Source organism: Antarcticimicrobium luteum (assembly GCF_004358185.1).
Lineage (GTDB): Bacteria > Pseudomonadota > Alphaproteobacteria > Rhodobacterales > Rhodobacteraceae > Antarcticimicrobium > Antarcticimicrobium luteum.
In genome coordinates this window covers 25,533-44,771 of record NZ_SMUV01000067.1, presented here as the reverse complement: position 1 = coordinate 44,771, position 19,239 = coordinate 25,533, and the positions used below count along the sequence as shown (strand labels likewise).

Here is a 19,239-nt window from a genome sequence, read left to right as displayed (position 1 = left end):
CAGTACCCCTTTCTCAATGTCTGTGTCTGGATAGAACGTTGCGGCCCAGACGTTCAAGGGCCGCGCGCAGACCATCGTCGGTGATGGCGCCCGCGGTCTCGCTGGCATCGCGGCAGATCTCCGGCGCCGGCTCGGGCGGCGGCGGCGGCTCCGGACGCTCGAACCGGGCCTGACCCTCGGCGAAACCGGTGGGGGCGGTCTGGGTGATCCGCACCCGGCTGATCGCGTTGTAGCCATAGACCGCGTTCACCCGGTCGCGCAGCTGATCCTTCTGCATGTCCAGCATCGGCGCGTGGGAGCCGGTGGTCAGGACCGTCAGCGTGGCGCCAAAGCCGCCACGCCCATAGCCGATCTTGACCGGGCGCGAGACCGCCGCCATGTCGGGGCCGGCAATCTCGGCCCAATGGGTCAGGACCCGGGTCACGGCGAAGCCCCGGCTCTCGCCGGCGCGGCGGATCTGCTCGTTCAGCAGCGTCGCGGTACGTTTGAAGCCCCGGGTTGTCGATCGGCGCGGTGCCATGCATGGATTCCCATCTGCTGCGCGTTATTCTATGCCTCAGGAACCCGAGTACCAGCGAAACCCGAAAGGCGGACGGATAAAGATTGCGTGACTCCGATTTCGAAAGCGGGTTCGACCCCGAACCCATCGCGGGCGACCTGCTGGCCTGGTACGATGCCCATGCCCGGGATCTGCCCTGGCGGGTCAGTCCGGCGGCGCGGGCGGCGGGGGTGCGGCCCGATCCCTATCGCGTCTGGCTGTCCGAGGTGATGCTGCAACAGACGACGGTGGCCGCCGTGCGCGACTATTTCCACCGCTTCACCATGCTCTGGCCGGATGTGGGGGCACTGGCGGCGGCCGGGGATGGCGCCGTGATGGGCGAATGGGCCGGACTGGGATATTACGCGCGGGCGCGCAACCTGTTGAAATGCGCACGTTTCGTGACGGGTGAACTGAACGGGCGCTTTCCCGACAGCCATGACGCGCTGTTGCGGCTGCCGGGCGTCGGTCCTTATACCGCCGCCGCCATTGCCGCCATCGCCTTTGACAGGCCGGAAACGGTGATGGACGGCAATGTCGAGCGGGTGATGGCCCGGCTGCACGACATTGAAACGCCGCTGCCCACCGCCAAGCCCGAGTTGAAGGCCCGCGCCGCCGGGCATACCCCGGCAGAGCGGCCCGGCGATTATGCCCAGGCGGTGATGGATCTGGGCGCGACGATCTGCACCCCGAAGTCGCCGGCCTGCGGCATCTGTCCGCTGCGCGACCGCTGCCGCTCCCGGGCGGCGGGCACGGCGCCGGGCCTGCCGAAGAAGACGCCGAAGAAACCCAAGCCGACCCGGCGCGGTATCGTCTATCTGGCCCGTCGCGGCGACGGCGCGCTGCTGCTGGAACGGCGGCCGGACAAGGGGCTGCTGGGCGGGATGCTGGGCTGGCCCGGATCGGATTGGGGCGAGGCGCCGCAGGACCGCCCGCCCTTTGAGGCGGACTGGACCACGCTGCCGGGCGAGGTGCGCCATACCTTTACCCATTTCCATCTGATCCTCACGGTGAAGACCGCGCCGCTGCCCGATGCGGCGGCGCCGACGGCGGGCGAGGTTCTGAGCCGCGATGCCTTCCGGCCCAGCGACCTGCCGACGGTGATGCGCAAGGCCTATGACCTCTGGCGCGGCGGGGCTGCGTGACCCATGGGCAAAGCGCCGCGGATTGGGTAGAATCGCCTTTGTTTTGTACAACCTGACGAGGTCGCCGATGATCCCCGCCGAAAAGCTGGCCCGCTGGCAGAGTGCGCTGCCCTTCTGGATCTCGTTCCTGCTGATCCCCGTCGCCTGGCTGGGCGCGGTTCAGGGCGGCTGGACGGTGATCCTTTTGCCGCTGATCACCTGGTACCTGTTCGCCGCGCTGGACCGGCTGACCGGGCTGAACCTGGAAAACGCGGACCCGGAGACGCCGGCGGAAGATTTGTTCTGGTACCGGGTCCTGACCAGCCTCTGGGTGCCGCTACAGGCCGCGACCCTGTTCGGCATGATCTGGTACGTTTCCCACAGCGGGCATCTGTCGGTGCTGGAAAAGGTCGTGCTGTTTTTCGGCGTCGGCGTGATCACCGGCACCATCGGGATCAACTACAGCCACGAACTGATGCACCAGAAGAACCGGACCGAGCGCCTGTTGGGCGATCTGCTGCTGGCGATGGTGCTCTATTCGCATTTCCGGTCCGAGCACCTGCTGGTGCATCACCGCTATGTCGGCACCCCGCGCGATCCGGTCACGGCACGCTACAACGAGGGGTTCCACCGGTTCTATCCGCGGGTGCTGAGGGAAAGCCTGATCTCGGCCTTCCGCGCCGAAAAGGCTAGGCTGGCGCGCAAGGGGCGGTCCTGGACCGATACGGCCAACCCGTTCTGGCGTTACTGGAGCCTTCAGGCGGCGATGCTGGCGCTGGCCGGTCTGCTGGGCGGCTGGGCCGGGGTGGGTCTGTTCCTGATCCAGGCGGGCGTGGCGGTCTGGCAGCTGGAACTGGTCAACTACGTCGAGCACTATGGGCTGACGCGGAAGCACCTGGGCGAGGGCAGGTACGAACATGTCCTGCCGCAGCATTCCTGGAACGCGGCGCAAAAGGCGTCGAACTGGCTGCTGATCAACCTCCAGCGCCATTCGGACCATCACTACAAACCCGACAGGCGGTTTCCGCTGTTGCAGAATTACGCCGCGGCCGAGGCACCGCAGCTTCCCTATGGCTATCCGATCATGACGGTTGCGGCGATGATCCCGCCGCTGTGGCGCCGGATGATGAACCCGCGCGTGCGCCACTGGCGGGCGATGTATTACCCCGAAATCACCGACTGGACGCCCTATGCCAGGGCTGCCAACCCGTTGCCGAAGGGGAGCGTTTGAGCCCCGGGGCTTACTCCAGCGTCCAGATCGTCATCTTTTCCCCGATCCCGCGAATGGTCTGGTCGGGGCGGCGGGTGAGCCCCACCAGCCTATCGCCGGGGTCTTCGGTCTCTTCCAGGACGCGGGCGCGCAGGGCGTCGCTGATCACCAGTCGGGCCGAAAGCGGGCGGCTGAGCGTCTCCAGCCGGCTGGCGACGTTCACCGAGGTGCCGATCACAGCGAATTCCAGCCGGTTGACGCCGATGTCGCCGAGAACGGCGGTGCCGTAATGCACGCCGATGCCGGCGCGGATTTCGGGCTCGCCCATGCGGCGGCGCTCGACGTTCCAGGCGTCCATCACCCGGATCATGGCGCGGGCGCAATCGAGCGCATTGGTCGCGTCCGTCTCGCCTGCCAGCGGCGTGCCGAAGGTCGCCATCAGCCCGTCGCCCAGATATTTGTCGAGCGTGCCGTTATGGCGGAACACCTCGGCCTCCATCCTGGCGTGAAAGCCGCGCAGCGCTTCGATCACGTGATAGGGATCGCGGTCGGCGGTGAAACGGGTGAAGTCGATGATATCGATGAAAAGCACCGCGATTTCCTGCCGGCGCACCTGTTTCAGCGGCTCGTCGTTCTGCGACAGCTCGTCGACCACATTGGGCGAGAAATAGCGCGACAGGTTGGCGCGTTCGCGTTCCAGCGCCGCATTGTCCACCAGCAGCCGGTTGAACCGGCGCGAGGAGAACCCCAGCGTGACCGCGACGATCAGAAAGACCACGACCTCCTGCATCCGCAGCCGCACCTGAAACCCGTTGGGATCGAGCCAGGCGGCCAGATCGGGCTGCCCGGCAAAGGCGCGTTGCGCGGCCGCCGAAAGCTCGGGCACCGGGATGACCAGCCACCAGGCGGCGAGTAGCGCCGCGGTCCACATGATAGCGGTCCAGGTGCCGATGGCGATGACGGTGCGCCAGGAAAAGGCCAGCGTGCCGGCGGCCAGGATCACGAAGAAATAGATGAAATTGCCATAGCGGTACTGCATCGCCAGCGGCAGGCTGTCATCGCTCAGCGGGTTGGGCAACACCATGCCCAGGGTCATGATCGCCAGATCGGCAAAGATCAGCACCAGTTCGGCGCGCGACTGGCCGACCCGCCCGACCCGCTGGATCAGCCAGCCGTTCACCGCCAACAGACCCAGAATGGCGTGATAATACAGGACCTCCCACTGCGGATTGAGACCGACCAGCAAGACCGCGATCACCGCCATGGCGACCCAGCGGGCCCGCACCGCCAGCTCCAGCCCCTCGCGCTTGTGCCGCCGCAGCGCGGCCTCTGTGTATTTGCTGGGCTTGTCGGCGGCCGGATCGAGGTCGGCCATGATCGCGCGCGGTGATCGCAACCGGCTGCCTGCGCTGTCCGTCATCTGCTGCGTCCCCGTGGATGGTGAAGCGGATACCCCTTCTTTAGCCGCCCTGCGCCCGAAACGGCAGGGGTGCATGGCGAAAAGGCGCGTGGTGAGCGGTGTGGACCGGCCACCGGCGCGCCCCGCGCCGACCGGAATGAGACCAGAACCGCCGCCGGACAGCGCCGGCAGGCTATGGAAAAAATGCCCCGCCAGACAGGCGGGGCAAGGTGCGGTGCCTTGCGCATGGCCGAAGATCGGCTGCGGGCACCGGCGGTCATTCCGGGCTTGTCAGGGGTTTTAAGCCTCGCGCATTTCCGAGCGGATCTGCTGACGCAGCACGTCGATCGGCACGGTCTTGCCCTCTTTCTTGAAACACCAGTATGTCCAGCCGTTGCAGCTGGGCGCGCCTTCCAGCGCGGCGCCGACCTGATGGATCGAGCCCCTGACCTCGCCGCCGATCAGGGTGCCGTCAGCGCGCACCTTGGCCTTGTAGCGTTTGTTCATCGAAAAGAGCTCTTCGCCCGGGCGCAGCATGCCGCGTTCGACAAGCTGGCCGAAGGGCACGCGCGGTTCGGCACGTTTGCTGGCGCTGACCTGCAACGCGTCGCGGTCGAACTTGCGCACCCGTGCGATGCGTTTTTCGGCAACCTTGCGATAGGCTTCCTCACGCTCGATCCCGATGAATTCGCGGCCCAGCATCTTGGCCACGGCGCCGGTGGTGCCGGTGCCGAAGAACGGGTCAAGCACCACGTCGCCGGGGTTGGTGGACCCCACCAGCACCCGGTGCAGCAGCGATTCCGGTTTCTGGGTCGGATGTGCCTTGTCGCCGTTGTCGTCCTTGAGCCGCTCATGCCCGGTGCAGATCGGCAGCACCCAGTCAGAGCGCATCTGGATGCCCTCGTTCAGCGATTTCAGCGCCTCGTAGTTGAAGGTGTATTTCACGCCCTCGGATTTCGAGGCCCAGATCATCGTCTCATGGGCGTTGGTAAAGCGTTTGCCGCGGAAGTTCGGCATCGGGTTGGCCTTGCGCCAGACCACGTCGTTGAGGATCCAGTACCCCTCGTTCTGGAGGGCGGCGCCGACCCGGAAGATATTGTGATAGGAGCCGATCACCCAGATCGCGCCATTGGGTTTCAGCAGCCGGCGGGCGGCGGCGAGCCATTCGCGGGTGAACTTGTCGTAGGCGGCAAAGGAATCGAACTGGTCCCAGTGATCGTCCACCGCGTCGACCTGGCTGTTGTCGGGGCGATGCAACTGACCCTTGAGCTGCAGATTGTAGGGAGGGTCGGCGAAGATGAGGTCGATACTGTTCTCCGGCAGACTGTTCATCACCTCGATGCAGTCGCCGTCCAGGATAGAATTCAGCGGGAGCGCCGCGGCGCTCTTGGATTTCGTTTTCGTCATTTTCTGCCTCTGTCCCGGCGCTTTGGTGCGCTCACGTATTGGCAGTAAAGATGAGTCAATCCCGATTCGCCGTCAATTTCTTTTTTGAATCAATCACTTATGGAATTATCTTGATACAAGATATTGTGTACCGGCTTGAATGAACGTCTATGGTGTGGGGTGACACCGAGATTTCGGAGCGCCGCCTTGTGGGTTTTCGACGGGTATCCCGCGTTGGTTTCCCAGCCATAGCCGGGATGCTGTTGCGCCAAATCCACCATCAGCCGGTCGCGGCAGGTCTTGGCCATGATCGAGGCCGCCGAAATCGACACCGAAATCGCATCGCCCTTCACCACGGCGCGGGCCGGCAGGGTCAGCCCGCGGGGAATCATATTGCCGTCGATCAGCAGGAAATCGGGAGGCGGGTCCAGCGCCGCGACCGCGCGCTCCATCGCCAGATGGCTGGCGCGCAGGATGTTGATCTCGTCGATTTCAGCGACGCTGGCGTGGGCGATGGCAACCTCGGCGCAATCCCACAGCGCCTGTTCCAGCGCCTCGCGGCGTCGCGCGGTGAGTTTCTTGGAATCGTTGAGCCCCTCGGGGATCGCCTGCGGGTCCAGGATCACGGCGGCGGCGGTCACCGGCCCCGCGATGGGGCCACGGCCGACCTCGTCGACACCGGCGACGCGCAGGTGTCCCTGTGCGCGCAATTCCTGCTCAAGGCTGAAATCGGGGCTATTCATGCCGCCCTTGCTGCCCCGGCGGGCGGGGCAGCGCAAGGGGGCTCAGCGGTCCGGCGTGTGCCATTCGGCCGGCGGCACCTTGCGCCGGCGCAAGCGCAGGGCGAGGCCCACCGCAACACCGACGCCAATCGCCACGGTCAGATCGGTCATCACGGTCAGCACCAGCGTCAGCAAAAGCAGCACCCGGTCGGACACCCGCGCCCGCATGTAGATGCGCCATTTGTCCGGCTCGCTCATGTTCCAGGCGGTCAGCATCAGCAGCGCGGCAAGCGCCGGCATCGCCAGATACCCCGCCAGCGGCGCGGCCAGCATCATCACCGCTAGGATGGTCAGCGCATGCACCAGCCCGGCCACCGGCGTCTTGCCGCCGGCGCGCACATTGGTGGCTGTGCGGGCGATGGCGCCGGTCGCGGGCAGCCCGCCGAACAGCGCCGAGCCGATGTTGGCCAGGCCCTGCGCCCGGATCTCGGCATTGGGGCGGTGCTGACCGCCGATCATCCGGTCCGACACCATCGCCGAAAGCAGCGATTCCACCCCGGCGAGAAAGGCGATCACGGCGGCCGAGGGCAACAACTCGATCACCCGGGAATAGGACAGATCGGGCAGTGACGGCATCGGCAGGGTATCGGGCAGCGCGCCAAACCGGGAAAAGATCGAATCCACCGGCAGGGTCAGCAGGGCGGCGATGGCCGAGCCCGCCCCAACCGCCACGATCAGCCCCGGAAAGCGCGGGAACAGCCGCCGCAGCGCGACGATCGCGAACAAGGTGAAGAGGCCGATGCCGAAGCTTTCCCATCCCGCCGTGTCGCGCGCGGCCCAGAGCGCCGGGATCTTCTCGACGAAATCCGCCGGCACCTCCTCCATCGAGAGGCCGAAGAAATCCTTCAGCTGGCTGGTGCCGATGATCACCCCGATGCCGATGGTGAACCCGTTGATCACCGGCTCGGGCACATAGGCGATCAGGTTTCCCGCACGCAGATAGCCGGCGATCAGCAGAATCATCCCGGCCATCAGGGTGGCCAGCACCAGCCCGTCATAGCCGTGATCCGCGATCACCCCATAGACCACCACGATAAAGGCGCCGGTTGGCCCGCCGATCTGCACCCGGCTGCCGCCGAAGGCGGAAATCAGAAACCCCGCGACAATCGCGGTGACCAGCCCGGTGGCCGGATCGGCCCCCGAGGCGATGGCGATGGCCAGGCTCAGCGGCAGCGCCACCATCGCCACGGTAATGCCCGCCAGCACGTCGGTGCCGAAATCCGGCATCGTATAGGTTTTCAGAGTGGTCAGAATCTTGGGTTTCATTGCGCGGCCCATGCATGTCGAGGTTGAACGGGCAGGCCCCCGCGCCGCCCCGGTCGGGGGTGGCGTCGGTCGCGTACGGTGTCGCGCGCGGCCCCGCTGGGGCGCCAGGTGAGGCGCGGCAGCCAAGCGGGGTCCTGTCCGGATCAGGATGGCTGCATAGAATGCGATCGCCGCGCCGGTTGCAACTCCCCCGGGTTGAAAAAAAGGGCGGCCACGGGGCCGCCCTATCGAATTTGCTGTCTGTCTGGCCGGCGTCAGCGGTGGACGTGCACGATGCGCTTGTTGACGACCTTCTTGTTGACGATCTTGGTCACCTCGCGCCGGGGCGGCTGCGGCGCGTAGTAGCGCGGGCGCGGCTGCTGATAGACATGCTGGTAGCGGTGCGGCGGCTGATAGTAGGTCCGGGGTTGCGGCTGATAGACATGCTGCGGCGGCTGGTGCACCACCACCCGGCGCTGCTGGACGACGGTTGTACGGTCGTTGCGGCTGTCCTCGATGGCGGCGCCGATGATGGCAAGCCCGACAAGCCCGGCAAAGATGCGTGCGGCGTCATTGTCGGCGCGGGCCGGGGCGGCGGTTGCGCCGGTGATGGCCACCGCCAGCGCGAGGCCGGAGACCAGGGCGATGAAGGAGCGGTGCGAGAAAACCTTGCGGGTCATGGAGGGATCCTTTCGTGATTGCGATCCGTTTCGGTGCCGGCGGCTGTTGCAGCCCGTGGCGGTGATGCATCCACCCTCGGCCCGCGGCGCCCGGACAGGCAATAACGGCCCGTTGTTATCGAATGACAGCCGCGGCAAAGCCCTGTGGTTATTGAATAACCGGCGCGCTGCGGTCAGGATGGCCCCATGAAACAGATCCTGCTCTCACTCGCCCTTGTTACCGGTCTCGCGGCGGCTGCCGTGTCGGCCGTACCGGCCTCGGCCGCCGGGTGCTTTGCCGATTACAAGGCCAAGCGCGACAACCCGCTGAAGCTGCATTACGGCGTGATGCAATTGAACGGCGGCTGCGACCGCCAATCGGCGCGGGCCGAGGTTTCGGCCCGTCTGCAACAGAACGGCTGGACCTTGCTGAACGTCATGTCAGTGTTCGGCCCCGAAGGGCTGGAAGGAAGGAAGGCCAATGCCGGACGCTTCTATCTCCGGTTCTGACTCGCGGCGGGCAGGGACCCGCATCGTCGGTTTCGGAATCGCGGCGATCGTGGCGATTCTGGCGGGGGCCGGGCTGGTCCTGCTGCTGACCCTGCCGGACGCCAATGCCTTCAACGCGCGGGTCGAGCGGCTGTTCGTCGAAAGCGACCTGACCACCGGCACCGAGATCAAGCTGCTGGAGATCCTCGCGCAGTCGGGCACCGCCTTTGCCGACACGCTGGCCAGCTACCGCATGGTCATCTTTGTGCTGCTGGTCTTTGCCACCGCGATGATGGTGGCCGCCCTGGTGTTCCTGGTGCTGCTGGCTGGCCTCAACCGGCGCATGGCGCAGATCGAACGGGCCGGTATCCAGGTCAACTCGCTGCTGATCAGTCGGGAAGAGAACACCGTCTATCTCAACAACATGGACTTCAAGCTGACCGCGGCGGCGATGGAGACGCTGTCGGTTCTGGCCGAGGCGCGGCTGGATGACGAGGTTCTGTCAGGGGCGGAGATCGAAGCGACCATCTCGGGCCGCGATGCCTCCGATTGCGAGGAGGCCGCCGGGGCAACGCGGATCAAGCGGCTGCGCGATACGCTGGGCAACCAGATGGTGAGCGAGCTTCTGGTCAAGAACATCGCGCGGCGGGGATACATGCTGGCGATCGAAAAGGATGTGATCCGGATGGTGTGAGTCCCCGGGGGCAATCGCATCGGGACCCCGCCCTTGGAAACCGAGCGTCCATGTCCCATGTTGGCGGAGCATCAGGGGGAGATCGGGTGAACGTCCACGTTCCATCGCATGTCGGAGAGTACGGCATAGATGTACAAACGCTGAAGGGGCCGGTGTCCGTTTGGCGCGACGGCGTTCTGCTGGCCACAAGCACCCGCGCCCGCGTGATGTTCGAAACCGGGCTGTCGCCCTCGATCTACTTTCCGCGTGAAGACCTGCGGGTTCCGCTGTCCGAGCCGGTTTCGCTGCAGACCTTCTGCCCCTTCAAGGGCACGGCGAGTTACCGCGACATCACCGTTGGCGGCGACCGGATCGCCAACGCGGTCTGGAGCTATGAAGACAGCTTGCCGGAAAGTGCCGGCGTGGAGGGCTATGTCGCCTTCATGCCCGACGCTTATACCGACCTCGACCTCGGCGAGAACGTCCTGCAGGTGGAGGATGACCACCATGTCGCCGGCCCCCTGGTCGACTGGTTGATGCGCAGCGCCTCGGAAGAGACCGGTCCCGAGGCGTTCACCCGCGCCTTGGCGCTGCAGATGCGGCGCGGCGGCATACCCGTGTCGCGGTTGAGCGTTCTGATCTGGTCGCTGCATCCGCAGATCGTCGGCAAGATATATGTCTGGACGAACGGCGAGGAGGAGATCACCACCTTTGCCCCCACCTACGAGTTGCACGGCGCCGACGCGTATGAACAGAGCCCGCTACGGCATGTGGCCGAGGGGCGCGGCGGCGTGCGCCAGCGGCTGGACGTTCCGAATTACACCATCAGCTTTCCAATCCTGCAAGACCTGCGCGCACAGGGCGCCACCGACTACGTGGCGATGCCGCTGCCGTTCTCCGACGGGAGCATCAACGTTTTGACCCTGACCAGCGATCATCCGGAAGGCTTTACCACCGCCAACCTCGGCCAGGTGTTCGAATGCGCCGCCGTTATCAGCCGGTTCTACGAGGTGTTCCGCCAGAAAGAGACCGCTCAGGCATTGCTGGAAACCTATGTCGGCAAGCGCACCGGGGCGCGGGTGCTGGGCGGCCAGATCCGGCGTGGCGATGGCGATGAGATCGACGCCGCCATCATGTTCTGCGATCTGCGCGGATCGACGCGATTGGAGGAAAGCCTGGGGCGGCATTCCTACATCACGCTGCTCAACCAATTCTTCGACACGGTGTCGGGCATCGTGCAGGACAACGGCGGTGAGGTCCTGAAGTTCATCGGCGACGCCGTGCTTGCCGTCTTTCCCGCCGGCGACGATTCGACGATCGCAAGGGCCCAGGCGATGGATTCGGCGCGCGGCATCGTCGCCGCGCTGGCCGAGACCGGCGATGACGGCGACCATCCGCGTTGCGAAAGCGCGATAGGCATCGCCTACGGAGGTGTCACCTATGGCAATGTCGGATCGCGGGAGCGGCTCGACTTTACCGTTATCGGCCATGCGGCCAACATCGCCGCCCGGTTGGGCGATTACGGCAAATCCAGCGGCTACCCGATCGTTGTGTCGGAGGATTTCGTCACCGAATGCACCGACGGCATTCCGTTGGGCGAGGCGGTGCTGCGCAACGTGTCGCATCCGGTGCGCTGTTTCGGGATCGCCGCCGCCGATCCATCCTAAGCGGCCGGTCGGGGCGCGGATCGGCAGGCACCGGCCCGGGGTTGACTTCACCCCCCGCCGCCGCCCTTCTCTGTCGCAACAGACAGGAGGTCCGATGCAAACCCCATTCGATCAGGAGCTGGAAGCGCGCCTTGCCCGCTATGCCGCCATAGACAGCCAGAGCGACGAGGATTCGCCCACATCGCCCAGCACCGAGATCCAGTTCGATGTCCTGCGGCTGCTGGAGGGCGAGCTGACCGAGATCGGCGCGCAGGATGTGACGCTCACCGATTACGGCACCGTGCTGGCCACCATCCCCGGCACCGTGCCCGGCCCCACCGTCGGCCTGCTGGCCCATGTGGACACCGCGCCGCAGTTCAACGCAAGCGGCGTGAAACCGCGGGTGATCAGGGGTTATAACGGCGGCGAGATCACCTATCCCGACGATCCCGCGCTGGTGCTGTCGCCCGAGGCCTCGCCCTATCTGGCGGAAAAGATCGGCCATGACATCATCACCGCCTCGGGTCTGACCCTGCTGGGGGCGGACGACAAGGCGGGGGTGGCGATCATCATGACCGCCGCGCGGCACCTGCTGGAAAACCCGCAGATCGCACACGGGCCGATCCGCATCGCCTTTACCCCCGACGAGGAAATCGGGCGCGGCGTCGATTCCCGCCTGCCCAAGGATCTGGGCGCCGATTTCGCCTATACCTTCGACGGCGGCAGGGTGGGAGAACTTGAGTACGAGACCTTTTCCGCCGATGCCGCAGAGGTGAAGATCACCGGCGTCTCCATCCACCCCGGCTTTGCCAAGGGCAAGATGGTCAATGCCATTCACCTCGCCTCGAAGATCATCGAGATGCTGCCTCAGGCCACCATGACGCCGGAGGTGACCGAAGGGCTGGAAGGGTTCTGGCACGCGACCGAGATGAGCGGCGGCTCGTCGCAGATGAAGATCAAGATGATCCTGCGCGACTTCGAACGCGACGGGCTGGAAAAGACCGGCGAGATGCTGCGCAAGGTCTGCGCAGCGGTGCAGGCGACCGAGCCGCGCGCGACCATCACCTGCGAGATCCGCCCGCAATACCGCAACATGCGCTATTGGCTGGAACAGGACATGACCCCGGTGAACCTGGCGCAGGCGGCCTGCCGCGACCTCGGGCTCGAGCCGGTTTCGGTGCCGATCCGCGGCGGCACCGACGGCTCGCGGCTGACCGAGATGGGGGTGCCCTGCCCCAACCTGTTCACGGGCATGCAGAACATCCACGGGCCGCTGGAGTGGATCTCGGTCCAGGACATGGCCGTCGCCACCGGGCTGTGCCTGAAGCTGGTGGAACGGGCGGCAAGCGGAACCTAAGCGGACGCAATCGCCGCGGCGCGCCGGGTTCGGTCGAAAAGTGGTGACCCCGACAGGATTCGAACCTGTAACCTGCCCCTTAGGAGGGGGCTGCTCTATCCAGTTGAGCCACGGGGCCGTCGCGGGGCTGTTTAGACGGGTTTTTCCGGCTTGTCACCGGTTTTGCATACGCTTGAACAGCATCGTCTCTTCGCGGTAACGTCATGGCATTCCGGCAAAAAGGGTCACCTGTGACGGTTGAGAACAAACGCCCGCTTACCCTGCGCGATGTTTCCGAGGCGTCAGGCGTCTCCGAGATGACGGTCAGCCGCGTGCTGCGCAACCGCGGCGATGTGTCCGAGGCCACTCGCGCCAGGGTGCTCGCCGCCGCCAAGGCGCTGGGCTACGTGCCCAACAAGATCGCCGGCGCGCTGGCCTCGAATCGCGTCAACCTGATCGCGGTGATCATCCCGTCGCTGTCCAACATGGTGTTTCCCGAGGTGCTGACCGGCATCAACCGGGTGCTGGAGGATACCGAGTTGCAGCCGGTGGTCGGCGTCACCGACTACCTGCCGGAAAAGGAGGAGCGGGTTCTCTATGAGATCCTGTCCTGGCGCCCGTCCGGCGTGATCATCGCCGGGCTGGAGCATTCGGACGCCGCGCGCGCCATGCTCAAGGCGGCCGGCATTCCGGTGGTCGAGATCATGGATACCGACGGCAAGCCGGTGGATGCGATGGTCGGCATCTCGCACCGCCGCGCCGGGCGCGAGATGGCCCGCGCGATCGTCGAGGCGGGCTATCGCCGGATCGGCTTCATGGGCACCAAGATGCCGCTGGACCACCGCGCCCGGAAACGCTTCGAGGGGTTCACAGAAAAGCTGGCCAAACACGGGATCGAGATCGCGGATCGCGCCTTCTATTCCGGCGGATCGGCGCTGGCCAAGGGTCGCGAGATGACGGCCCAGATGCTGGCGCGCTCGCCGGATCTGGATTTCCTCTATTATTCCAACGACATGATCGGGGCTGGCGGGCTGCTCTACCTGCTGGAAAAGGGCTATGACATCCCCGGGCGGATCGGGCTTGCCGGGTTCAACGGGGTCGAGCTGCTGCAGGGTTTGCCGCGCCAGCTTGCGACGATGGACGCCTGCCGGCTGGAGATCGGGCGCAAGGCGGCCGAGATTATCGTGGCGCGTCTGGAGACGCCCCCGCGCGAGGTCGAGAACCAGGTCGTGCTGACCCCCAAGATCAGCTATGGCGACACGCTGAAGCGGGGCTGAGCCGATGGCGCCCCCAAGGCTGAGCACAAGCGCCGCACGGCGGCTGTTCCTGCACCGGCACGGGCTGGGCGAGCCGCCCGCCGGCGCTGGCAAGGGCGCCGATCTGCTGACGGTGATCCGGCGGCTGGGCTTTGTCCAGCTCGACAGTGTCAACACCGTCGCCCGCGCCCATGACATGATCCTGTTCTCGCGCCGCCCGGCCTATCGGCCCGGGCATCTGACGCGCCTCTATGAAACCGACCGGGCGCTGTTCGAGCATTGGACCCACGACGCGGCGATGATCCCGATGGACTTCTTTCCCCATTGGCATCTGCGCTTTGTCCGCGATGCGGAGCGGCTGAAACGCCGTTGGCGCGACTGGCAGGGGCACCGGTTCGACGACCAGTTCGAGCCGGTTCTGCATCATATCCGCGATCACGGGCCGGTCACCTCCGCCGATCTCGGAAACGACGGGCAAAAGCGCAGCACCGGCTGGTGGGACTGGCACCCGTCCAAGACCGCGCTGGAATATCTCTGGCGTTCCGGCACGCTCAGCATCGTCGGACGCGAAGGGTTCCGAAAGGTCTATGACCTGACCGAGCGGGTGATCGACGCCGGGCTGCTGGCCGATCACGCCCGCCCCGGGCCGGAGCAAACCCTGGACTGGGCCTGCACCGCGGCGCTGGACCGGCTGGGGTTCGCCACCCCCGGCGAACTGGCGGCGTTCTGGGACATCGTGACCCCGGCAGAGGCCAAGGCCTGGTGCGCTGCCGCGCAGGCGCGGGGCGAGATCGTCGAGGTGGCGATCACCTGCGCCGACGGCAGCGCACGCCGGGTCTTTGCCCGCCCGGACATCGAGGAGGAGGCCGCCCGCCTTGGCCCGGCGCCGGGGCGGTTACGGGTGCTCAGCCCGTTCGATCCGGCGCTGCGCGACCGGGCACGGGCACTGCGTCTGTTCGGCTTCGACTACCGGATCGAGATCTTTGTGCCGGCCGCAAAGCGCAAATACGGCTATTATGTCTTTCCCCTGCTGGAGGGGGAGCGGATGGTCGGCCGCATCGACATGAAGGCGGACCGGGGACGGGACCGGCTGCATGTCACCGCGCTCTGGCCCGAGCGGGGGGTGCGCTGGACCGGCCCGCGACAGGCTCGGCTGGAGGCGGAACTGGCGCGGGTGGCCCGCCTTGCCGGGGTGGCGGAGGTGAACTTTGCCGATGGCTGGCTCAGAGAACCGGGATCTGTGGGTTAGGCTCCGACCGGTTTCTTCCAGCGTGCGGCCCGAGCCCGATGTTTCGCCCGGCGATTACGCCGGGCAGGCGCGGCCCTAGTCACCTTTATCCGAGCCATCTGCTGTCCACTCCGCCAGCCGCGTCCCATCCGCGGCACATTCCAGGATCGGGTCCGGCGGCGTCCAGACCGCCGCATCCTCGATTGCCAGTCGCGCCAGCGCATCGGCCACCCAAACTGCGCCGCGCGCATCGGCCCAGGCCATCACCCCGCCCAGCCGCGCGGGAAAGCCCAGCCCGGCGAGGCTGACGGTATCAATGTCCCGCGCCGAAACCGCAGTGCCGTCCGCCAGCATCAGCGCGCCCTCGTGGATCAGCGCCAACACCAGCCGCTGCTGCAGTTCTGCGGCGGTGAAGGCGCGCGGGGTCACCCCGGCGAACCAGGCCTCCTCGCGCACCAGATCCTCGACCAGCGGGTCGATCACCGCGCCGCCACCGCCGGGATACCGGTACCAGCCGACGCCGGCGGCCTTGCCCAGCCGCCCCTCCTCGACCATGCGGTCCTGGATCGGGATATAGCGGCGGTTCGGGTCGCGCGTCTCCGCCTGCGCCTTGCGGTCGGCATAGGCGATGGCCAGCCCGATCAGATCCTGCGCCTCGTAGACGCCGATGTCCCAGCCGAAGCCCACCATCGCCTCGTCCAGCTCATGCGGGATGGCGCCCTCGATCAGCAGGGTGTCGGCGGCCTCGTACAGCCGCCGCATCAACCGGGTGCCGATCGAGGGGCGGTCATGCGGCGCGCGCACGGCGTGCCGCCCCAGCGCGCCGGCCAGGGCAAAGGCGGCGGCGATCTGAACCTCGGCGGCATCCGGCCCGGGTGCGATCTCGACCAGCTTGCGCAGGTGCGCGGGGGTATAGAGGCGAAAGCCGATGATGCGGCCCGACAGTCCGCTCAGCGCGGTGGAGAGCAACAGGCCCTCGGCCGGGCAACGGCCGGCCAGATGCGCCAGAACCGGCGCCCGCTGCTCCGGCTCATCCTCCAGCGCCTCGATGGTGAGGGCGGCCCCTGCCGGATCGCCCGGCCCGTCGGTCACGCTCAAGTCCAGCCCGGCCTGCGCCAGCATGTCCCGCATCCGCCGGGCGGTGTCCGCATCCGGCTCGGCCAGCGCCACGTCGTAACCCGCCCGCATCAACAATTGCGCGGCGGTGACCCCGGCGGGTCCGGCACCGACGATCAGGGCGCGTCCCATGTTCAGCCCAGAAACTTCCGCTCTTCGATCAGCGCCAATAGCTGCGCCAGCGATGCCTCGACCGATTGCCCGGAGGTGTCGAGCTGCGCCTGTGCCCGGCCATAGAGCGCCTCGCGGCTGGTCAGAATGGATTTGAGCTGTTCCATCGCCTCGGGGTTGCCGGCCATCGGGCGTTCGTCCCCCTGCGCCCGCACCCGCGCCATATGCTCATCGGGCGATGTCTTGAGCCAGATGGTGTGAAAATGGCCGAGGAGCTGGTTGTAAGTTTCGGGCTCGGCGACGAGGCCGCCGGCGACGGCCAGAACCATGCTGTCATGGGTGGCGATGATGCGGGAGATCGCCTGCGCCTCCAGCTTGCGATAGCCCTCCTGCCCATAGAGCGCCATCACCTCTTCGACCGGCATGCCGCTCTGTTCCTCGATCTCGGAGTTCAGCTCGACAAAGGGGATGTTGAGCGCCTGACCCAGAAGCGCGCCAAGGGTCGATTTTCCCGCGCCCCTCAGGCCGATCAGGCAAAGGCGATGGCCGCGCAGCGCCTCGGCCGGCTCCGGGTTCAGCTTGCGCAGGATTGCCTGTTGCACATCCGTGCTGGAACTGCGGAACATGTCCGCCACCCGCAGCGCGTCGGAGTTCCACGGATCCTCTTCGCCCACCAGCCATTCGATCCGGTGATCGAGCGCGGAGGCCACCCGCTGCAACAATCCAATGGAGATATTGCCCTCGCCCGCCTCAAGCTGCGCCAGATAGCGCGGCGAGACGCCGGACATGTCCGACAGCACCCGGCGCGGGATACCGCGCCGTTCCCGTGCGCGGCGCACACGTTCGCCCACCCGCTGGATCAGCGCCGACACCTCGGCCTCGACCCGGGTCGCCTGCGATTGCGGGGTCGCCTCGCCTCGGAAGTTGGTGATTTCGGTCATGCCACCAGTCGGTTATGAAAAATATTGCACAAACCTAGACCGGGCCAGCGCAGCGTTCAAACCCTTTTGCCGTAAAACGGACACGATCTGCACTATCCTGCGGATTCCGGGGTCACTGGGGGAATCGGCGGATCAGGGCCGCAGCAGCGGTTCCACCAGCTCGCGAATGCCGGGCGGCGCCGGCTGAGAGGCAAAGGTCGCTGACACGACAAAGACATTCACGAAGCGCCCCGTGAAGCAGAGCGTGCCGTCCTGATAGCCCTCGACGCGGAACTCGATCGACTTGGTCCCGAGTTTGCTTGGCCAGACCTTGCAGATCAGCCGGTGCCGCGGCGTGACCGGCGAGACGAAATCCAGGCTGAGATGGACAAAGGGCGTGCCAAAGCCGAGATCCAGCTCCAGATGATACCAGCCGCCGCCCAGGTGATGTTCCCACCAGGCGTCGATCGCATCCAGCGCAAAATAGGGCAGCCGCCCGGTATAGGCGATCTTGGCCGGATCGCAGTCGGCCCAGGTCACGCGGATCTCATGCTCGAAGGGGGGCGGTGCCTCCGCCCCCTGGCCTGCCTCGGTCATTCAGTAGGTTTCCACGTGATAGCGGCCCTCGTTGCGCATGGTGTCGCGCAGCGCCCCCCAGGGCTGGCCGATGCTTTCCGCGATATTGGTCATCGCCTTTTCGACACCTTCCTCCATGCCGCGCAGCCCGCAGATATAGATATGGGTGTTGGGATCGGCGATCATCTCGGCGACCGCCTCCTCCTCGACCATCATGCGGTCCTGCACGTATTCCTTTTGCGCACCGGGAATGCGCGAGAACACCAGATGTTTCTTCAGCAGGCTTTCCGGCACTTTGTTCAGCGGGCCGAAATAGGGCAGGCTGTCGGGAGTGCGGGCGCCGAAGAACATCACCATGCCGCCCGATTTCGCCCCAACGGTACGCTGGCGGCGCATGGTAAAGGCGCGCATCGGCGCCGATCCGGTGCCGGTGCAGATCATCAGCAGCCGCGCCTGCGAATCCTCGGGCATCAGGAAGGTGGCGCCGAACGGGCCGGTCAGTTGCACCTTGTCGCCCTTTTGCAGGTCGCAGACGTAGTTGGAGCACAGCCCGTTTTCCTCGCGCTTAACAGTCAGCGAAAGGTTGTTGAAGTTCGGGCGTTCTCCGTCACGCGGGCTGGAGACCGAGTAGAGGCGCGGCAGGTGCGGCTTGCCCGCGTCATCGGTGCCCGGCGGGATGATCCCGACGCTCTGCCCCTCCAGCACCGGAAAGGGCAGGCCGCCCAGATCCAGGATGATATGGCGCACGTCGCTGTCGGACTCCTCGGCGGTCAGGCGATAGTTGCCCTGCACCGTGGCCTCGGCCGGTTTGCCGAGGTTGTACATGTTGACCGTGGGCTTGGAGGCGGAGGCGGGCGCTTTGGCCTTGCCGCCGGCGCCGGCGTGGGCGTCGGCCAGCAGGGCGGCCATGGCCTCGTCCAGCGCCTCCATTCCGGTTTCGGCCTCGCCGCCGGCGGTCTGAATATCCTCCTGCTCAGGCAGTTCGGTCCATTCGAACTGCTCGTCCAGCGAATAGGGATCGTTCACCACCCGCCATTCGTCGATCGAGCCGGTCGGGCAGACCGGGATGCAATCCATGCAGAAGTTGCACTTCGACGCGTCGACCACGACGTTGTTGTCATCATGCTCGATCGCCTCGAGCGGACAGGTCATTTCGCAGGTGTAGCAGCGGATGCAGATTTCGGGGTCGATCAGGTGCTGTTTCAGCGGCTTGTTCATTGGCTCTCGCGCTTCTTGCTCAGGATCACGTCCGGCAGAACCAGGGCGTCGATCAGCGCCATGCACATGCCGACGCAATCCTCGCACCCGACACAAGGCCCGTGCAGCTGAGAAATCTCGACCGACAGGGAATTCAAACGGGGCGTTTCGGCTTTGGTCCTGCTGATGTTCATGGCAGAGGCTCCGTCTTACATGCGTCGCGTGTCGAACCGGGGAAACCGACCGGGTCCCGGAAAAGGGCGTCCGATTCTCAGCCTAGCATGTCTTCGTTTGTCTCCGCAAAACCGTTGCGGCGGTCAGCGGCGAACCGGTCCGGGCGCGCGGCCC

At 66.1% G+C, this 19,239-nt stretch carries 19 protein-coding genes and 1 tRNA gene; 8 read left to right on the top strand and 12 right to left on the bottom strand.

The window, feature by feature from the left end; all coding sequences use genetic code 11:
• Positions 1–13 precede the first annotated feature (13 nt).
• On the bottom strand, positions 14–520 hold the full coding sequence (locus E1832_RS12495; protein WP_133360102.1) for a DUF721 domain-containing protein: 507 nt from the start codon (positions 518–520) through the stop codon (positions 14–16).
• Between the two features lie 83 nt (positions 521–603).
• Between E1832_RS12495 and E1832_RS12490 the strand changes: the two genes are divergently transcribed.
• Together E1832_RS12490 and E1832_RS12485 are read left to right on the top strand one after the other, a co-directional pair.
• Positions 604–1,683 carry an A/G-specific adenine glycosylase gene (locus E1832_RS12490; RefSeq protein ID WP_133360101.1) on the top strand — a complete coding sequence of 360 codons (1,080 nt, stop codon included), beginning with the start codon at positions 604–606 and terminating at the stop codon, positions 1,681–1,683.
• Positions 1,684–1,750: 67 nt separating this feature from the next.
• Positions 1,751–2,893, top strand: a complete 1,143-nt coding sequence (locus tag E1832_RS12485; protein ID WP_133360100.1) for an alkane 1-monooxygenase — start codon at positions 1,751–1,753, stop codon at positions 2,891–2,893.
• A 10-nt stretch (positions 2,894–2,903) separates the two neighbouring features.
• On the opposite strand, the gene E1832_RS12480 is transcribed toward E1832_RS12485, so the two are convergent.
• The 5 genes from E1832_RS12480 to E1832_RS12460 all read right to left on the bottom strand — a co-directional run bounded on the left by E1832_RS12480 (position 2,904) and on the right by E1832_RS12460 (position 8,364).
• Complete coding sequence (locus E1832_RS12480; RefSeq protein WP_133360099.1) at positions 2,904–4,292, bottom strand: adenylate/guanylate cyclase domain-containing protein; 1,389 nt, start codon at positions 4,290–4,292, stop codon at positions 2,904–2,906.
• A 279-nt stretch (positions 4,293–4,571) separates the two neighbouring features.
• Complete coding sequence (locus E1832_RS12475; protein WP_133360098.1) at positions 4,572–5,678, bottom strand: site-specific DNA-methyltransferase; 1,107 nt, start codon at positions 5,676–5,678, stop codon at positions 4,572–4,574.
• Positions 5,679–5,767: 89 nt separating this feature from the next.
• Positions 5,768–6,400 (bottom strand): ribonuclease HII, encoded by a 633-nt coding sequence (locus E1832_RS12470; protein ID WP_133360097.1) that lies wholly within the window; start codon positions 6,398–6,400, stop codon positions 5,768–5,770.
• 42 nt (positions 6,401–6,442) lie between these two features.
• Positions 6,443–7,705 (bottom strand): SulP family inorganic anion transporter, encoded by a 1,263-nt coding sequence (locus E1832_RS12465; protein ID WP_133360096.1) that lies wholly within the window; start codon positions 7,703–7,705, stop codon positions 6,443–6,445.
• 254 nt (positions 7,706–7,959) lie between these two features.
• Positions 7,960–8,364: a hypothetical protein gene (locus E1832_RS12460; protein ID WP_133360095.1), complete on the bottom strand. Its 405-nt coding sequence runs from the start codon at positions 8,362–8,364 to the stop codon at positions 7,960–7,962.
• 186 nt (positions 8,365–8,550) lie between these two features.
• Here E1832_RS12460 and E1832_RS12455 point away from each other — a divergent pair, with 186 nt between their 5' ends.
• The 4 genes from E1832_RS12455 to pepT all read left to right on the top strand — a co-directional run bounded on the left by E1832_RS12455 (position 8,551) and on the right by pepT (position 12,508).
• Positions 8,551–8,853, top strand: a complete 303-nt coding sequence (locus E1832_RS12455; RefSeq protein ID WP_133360094.1) for a hypothetical protein — start codon at positions 8,551–8,553, stop codon at positions 8,851–8,853.
• Positions 8,825–9,526, top strand: a complete 702-nt coding sequence (locus tag E1832_RS12450) for a winged helix-turn-helix domain-containing protein (RefSeq protein ID WP_133360093.1) — start codon at positions 8,825–8,827, stop codon at positions 9,524–9,526. The genes E1832_RS12455 and E1832_RS12450 overlap by 29 nt, the downstream gene beginning before the upstream one ends.
• 86 nt (positions 9,527–9,612) lie before the next feature.
• On the top strand, positions 9,613–11,172 hold the full coding sequence (locus tag E1832_RS12445; RefSeq protein ID WP_425358974.1) for a DUF427 domain-containing protein: 1,560 nt from the start codon (positions 9,613–9,615) through the stop codon (positions 11,170–11,172).
• 94 nt (positions 11,173–11,266) lie between these two features.
• Positions 11,267–12,508: a peptidase T gene (gene pepT / locus E1832_RS12440; protein ID WP_133360091.1), complete on the top strand. Its 1,242-nt coding sequence runs from the start codon at positions 11,267–11,269 to the stop codon at positions 12,506–12,508.
• A 41-nt stretch (positions 12,509–12,549) separates the two neighbouring features.
• Here pepT and E1832_RS12435 read toward each other — a convergent pair.
• Positions 12,550–12,626: transfer RNA gene (locus E1832_RS12435), tRNA-Arg, on the bottom strand.
• 112 nt (positions 12,627–12,738) lie between these two features.
• On the opposite strand from E1832_RS12435, the gene E1832_RS12430 reads away from it, so the two are divergent.
• Positions 12,739–13,764 carry a LacI family DNA-binding transcriptional regulator gene (locus tag E1832_RS12430; RefSeq protein WP_133360090.1) on the top strand — a complete coding sequence of 342 codons (1,026 nt, stop codon included), beginning with the start codon at positions 12,739–12,741 and terminating at the stop codon, positions 13,762–13,764.
• A 4-nt stretch (positions 13,765–13,768) separates the two neighbouring features.
• The gene (locus tag E1832_RS12425; protein WP_133360089.1) at positions 13,769–14,992 is read left to right on the top strand and encodes a winged helix-turn-helix domain-containing protein; all 1,224 of its coding nucleotides are present in this window, start codon (positions 13,769–13,771) and stop codon (positions 14,990–14,992) included.
• A 75-nt stretch (positions 14,993–15,067) separates the two neighbouring features.
• On the opposite strand, the gene E1832_RS12420 is transcribed toward E1832_RS12425, so the two are convergent.
• From E1832_RS12420 to E1832_RS22535, 5 genes are all read right to left on the bottom strand, one after another.
• On the bottom strand, positions 15,068–16,219 hold the full coding sequence (locus E1832_RS12420) for a 3-hydroxyacyl-CoA dehydrogenase family protein (RefSeq protein WP_133360088.1): 1,152 nt from the start codon (positions 16,217–16,219) through the stop codon (positions 15,068–15,070).
• 2 nt (positions 16,220–16,221) lie between these two features.
• Positions 16,222–17,139, bottom strand: coding sequence for a helix-turn-helix transcriptional regulator (locus tag E1832_RS12415; protein WP_133360087.1), 918 nt, complete (start codon positions 17,137–17,139; stop codon positions 16,222–16,224).
• 132 nt (positions 17,140–17,271) lie between these two features.
• Positions 17,272–17,715 (bottom strand): acyl-CoA thioesterase, encoded by a 444-nt coding sequence (locus E1832_RS12410; protein ID WP_133360086.1) that lies wholly within the window; start codon positions 17,713–17,715, stop codon positions 17,272–17,274.
• Complete coding sequence (gene boxA / locus E1832_RS12405; RefSeq protein ID WP_133360085.1) at positions 17,716–18,912, bottom strand: benzoyl-CoA 2,3-epoxidase subunit BoxA; 1,197 nt, start codon at positions 18,910–18,912, stop codon at positions 17,716–17,718. It lies immediately after the preceding gene.
• Positions 18,909–19,085, bottom strand: coding sequence for a hypothetical protein (locus tag E1832_RS22535; protein WP_165978870.1), 177 nt, complete (start codon positions 19,083–19,085; stop codon positions 18,909–18,911). The genes boxA and E1832_RS22535 overlap by 4 nt, the downstream gene beginning before the upstream one ends.
• Positions 19,086–19,239: the final 154 nt, after the last annotated feature.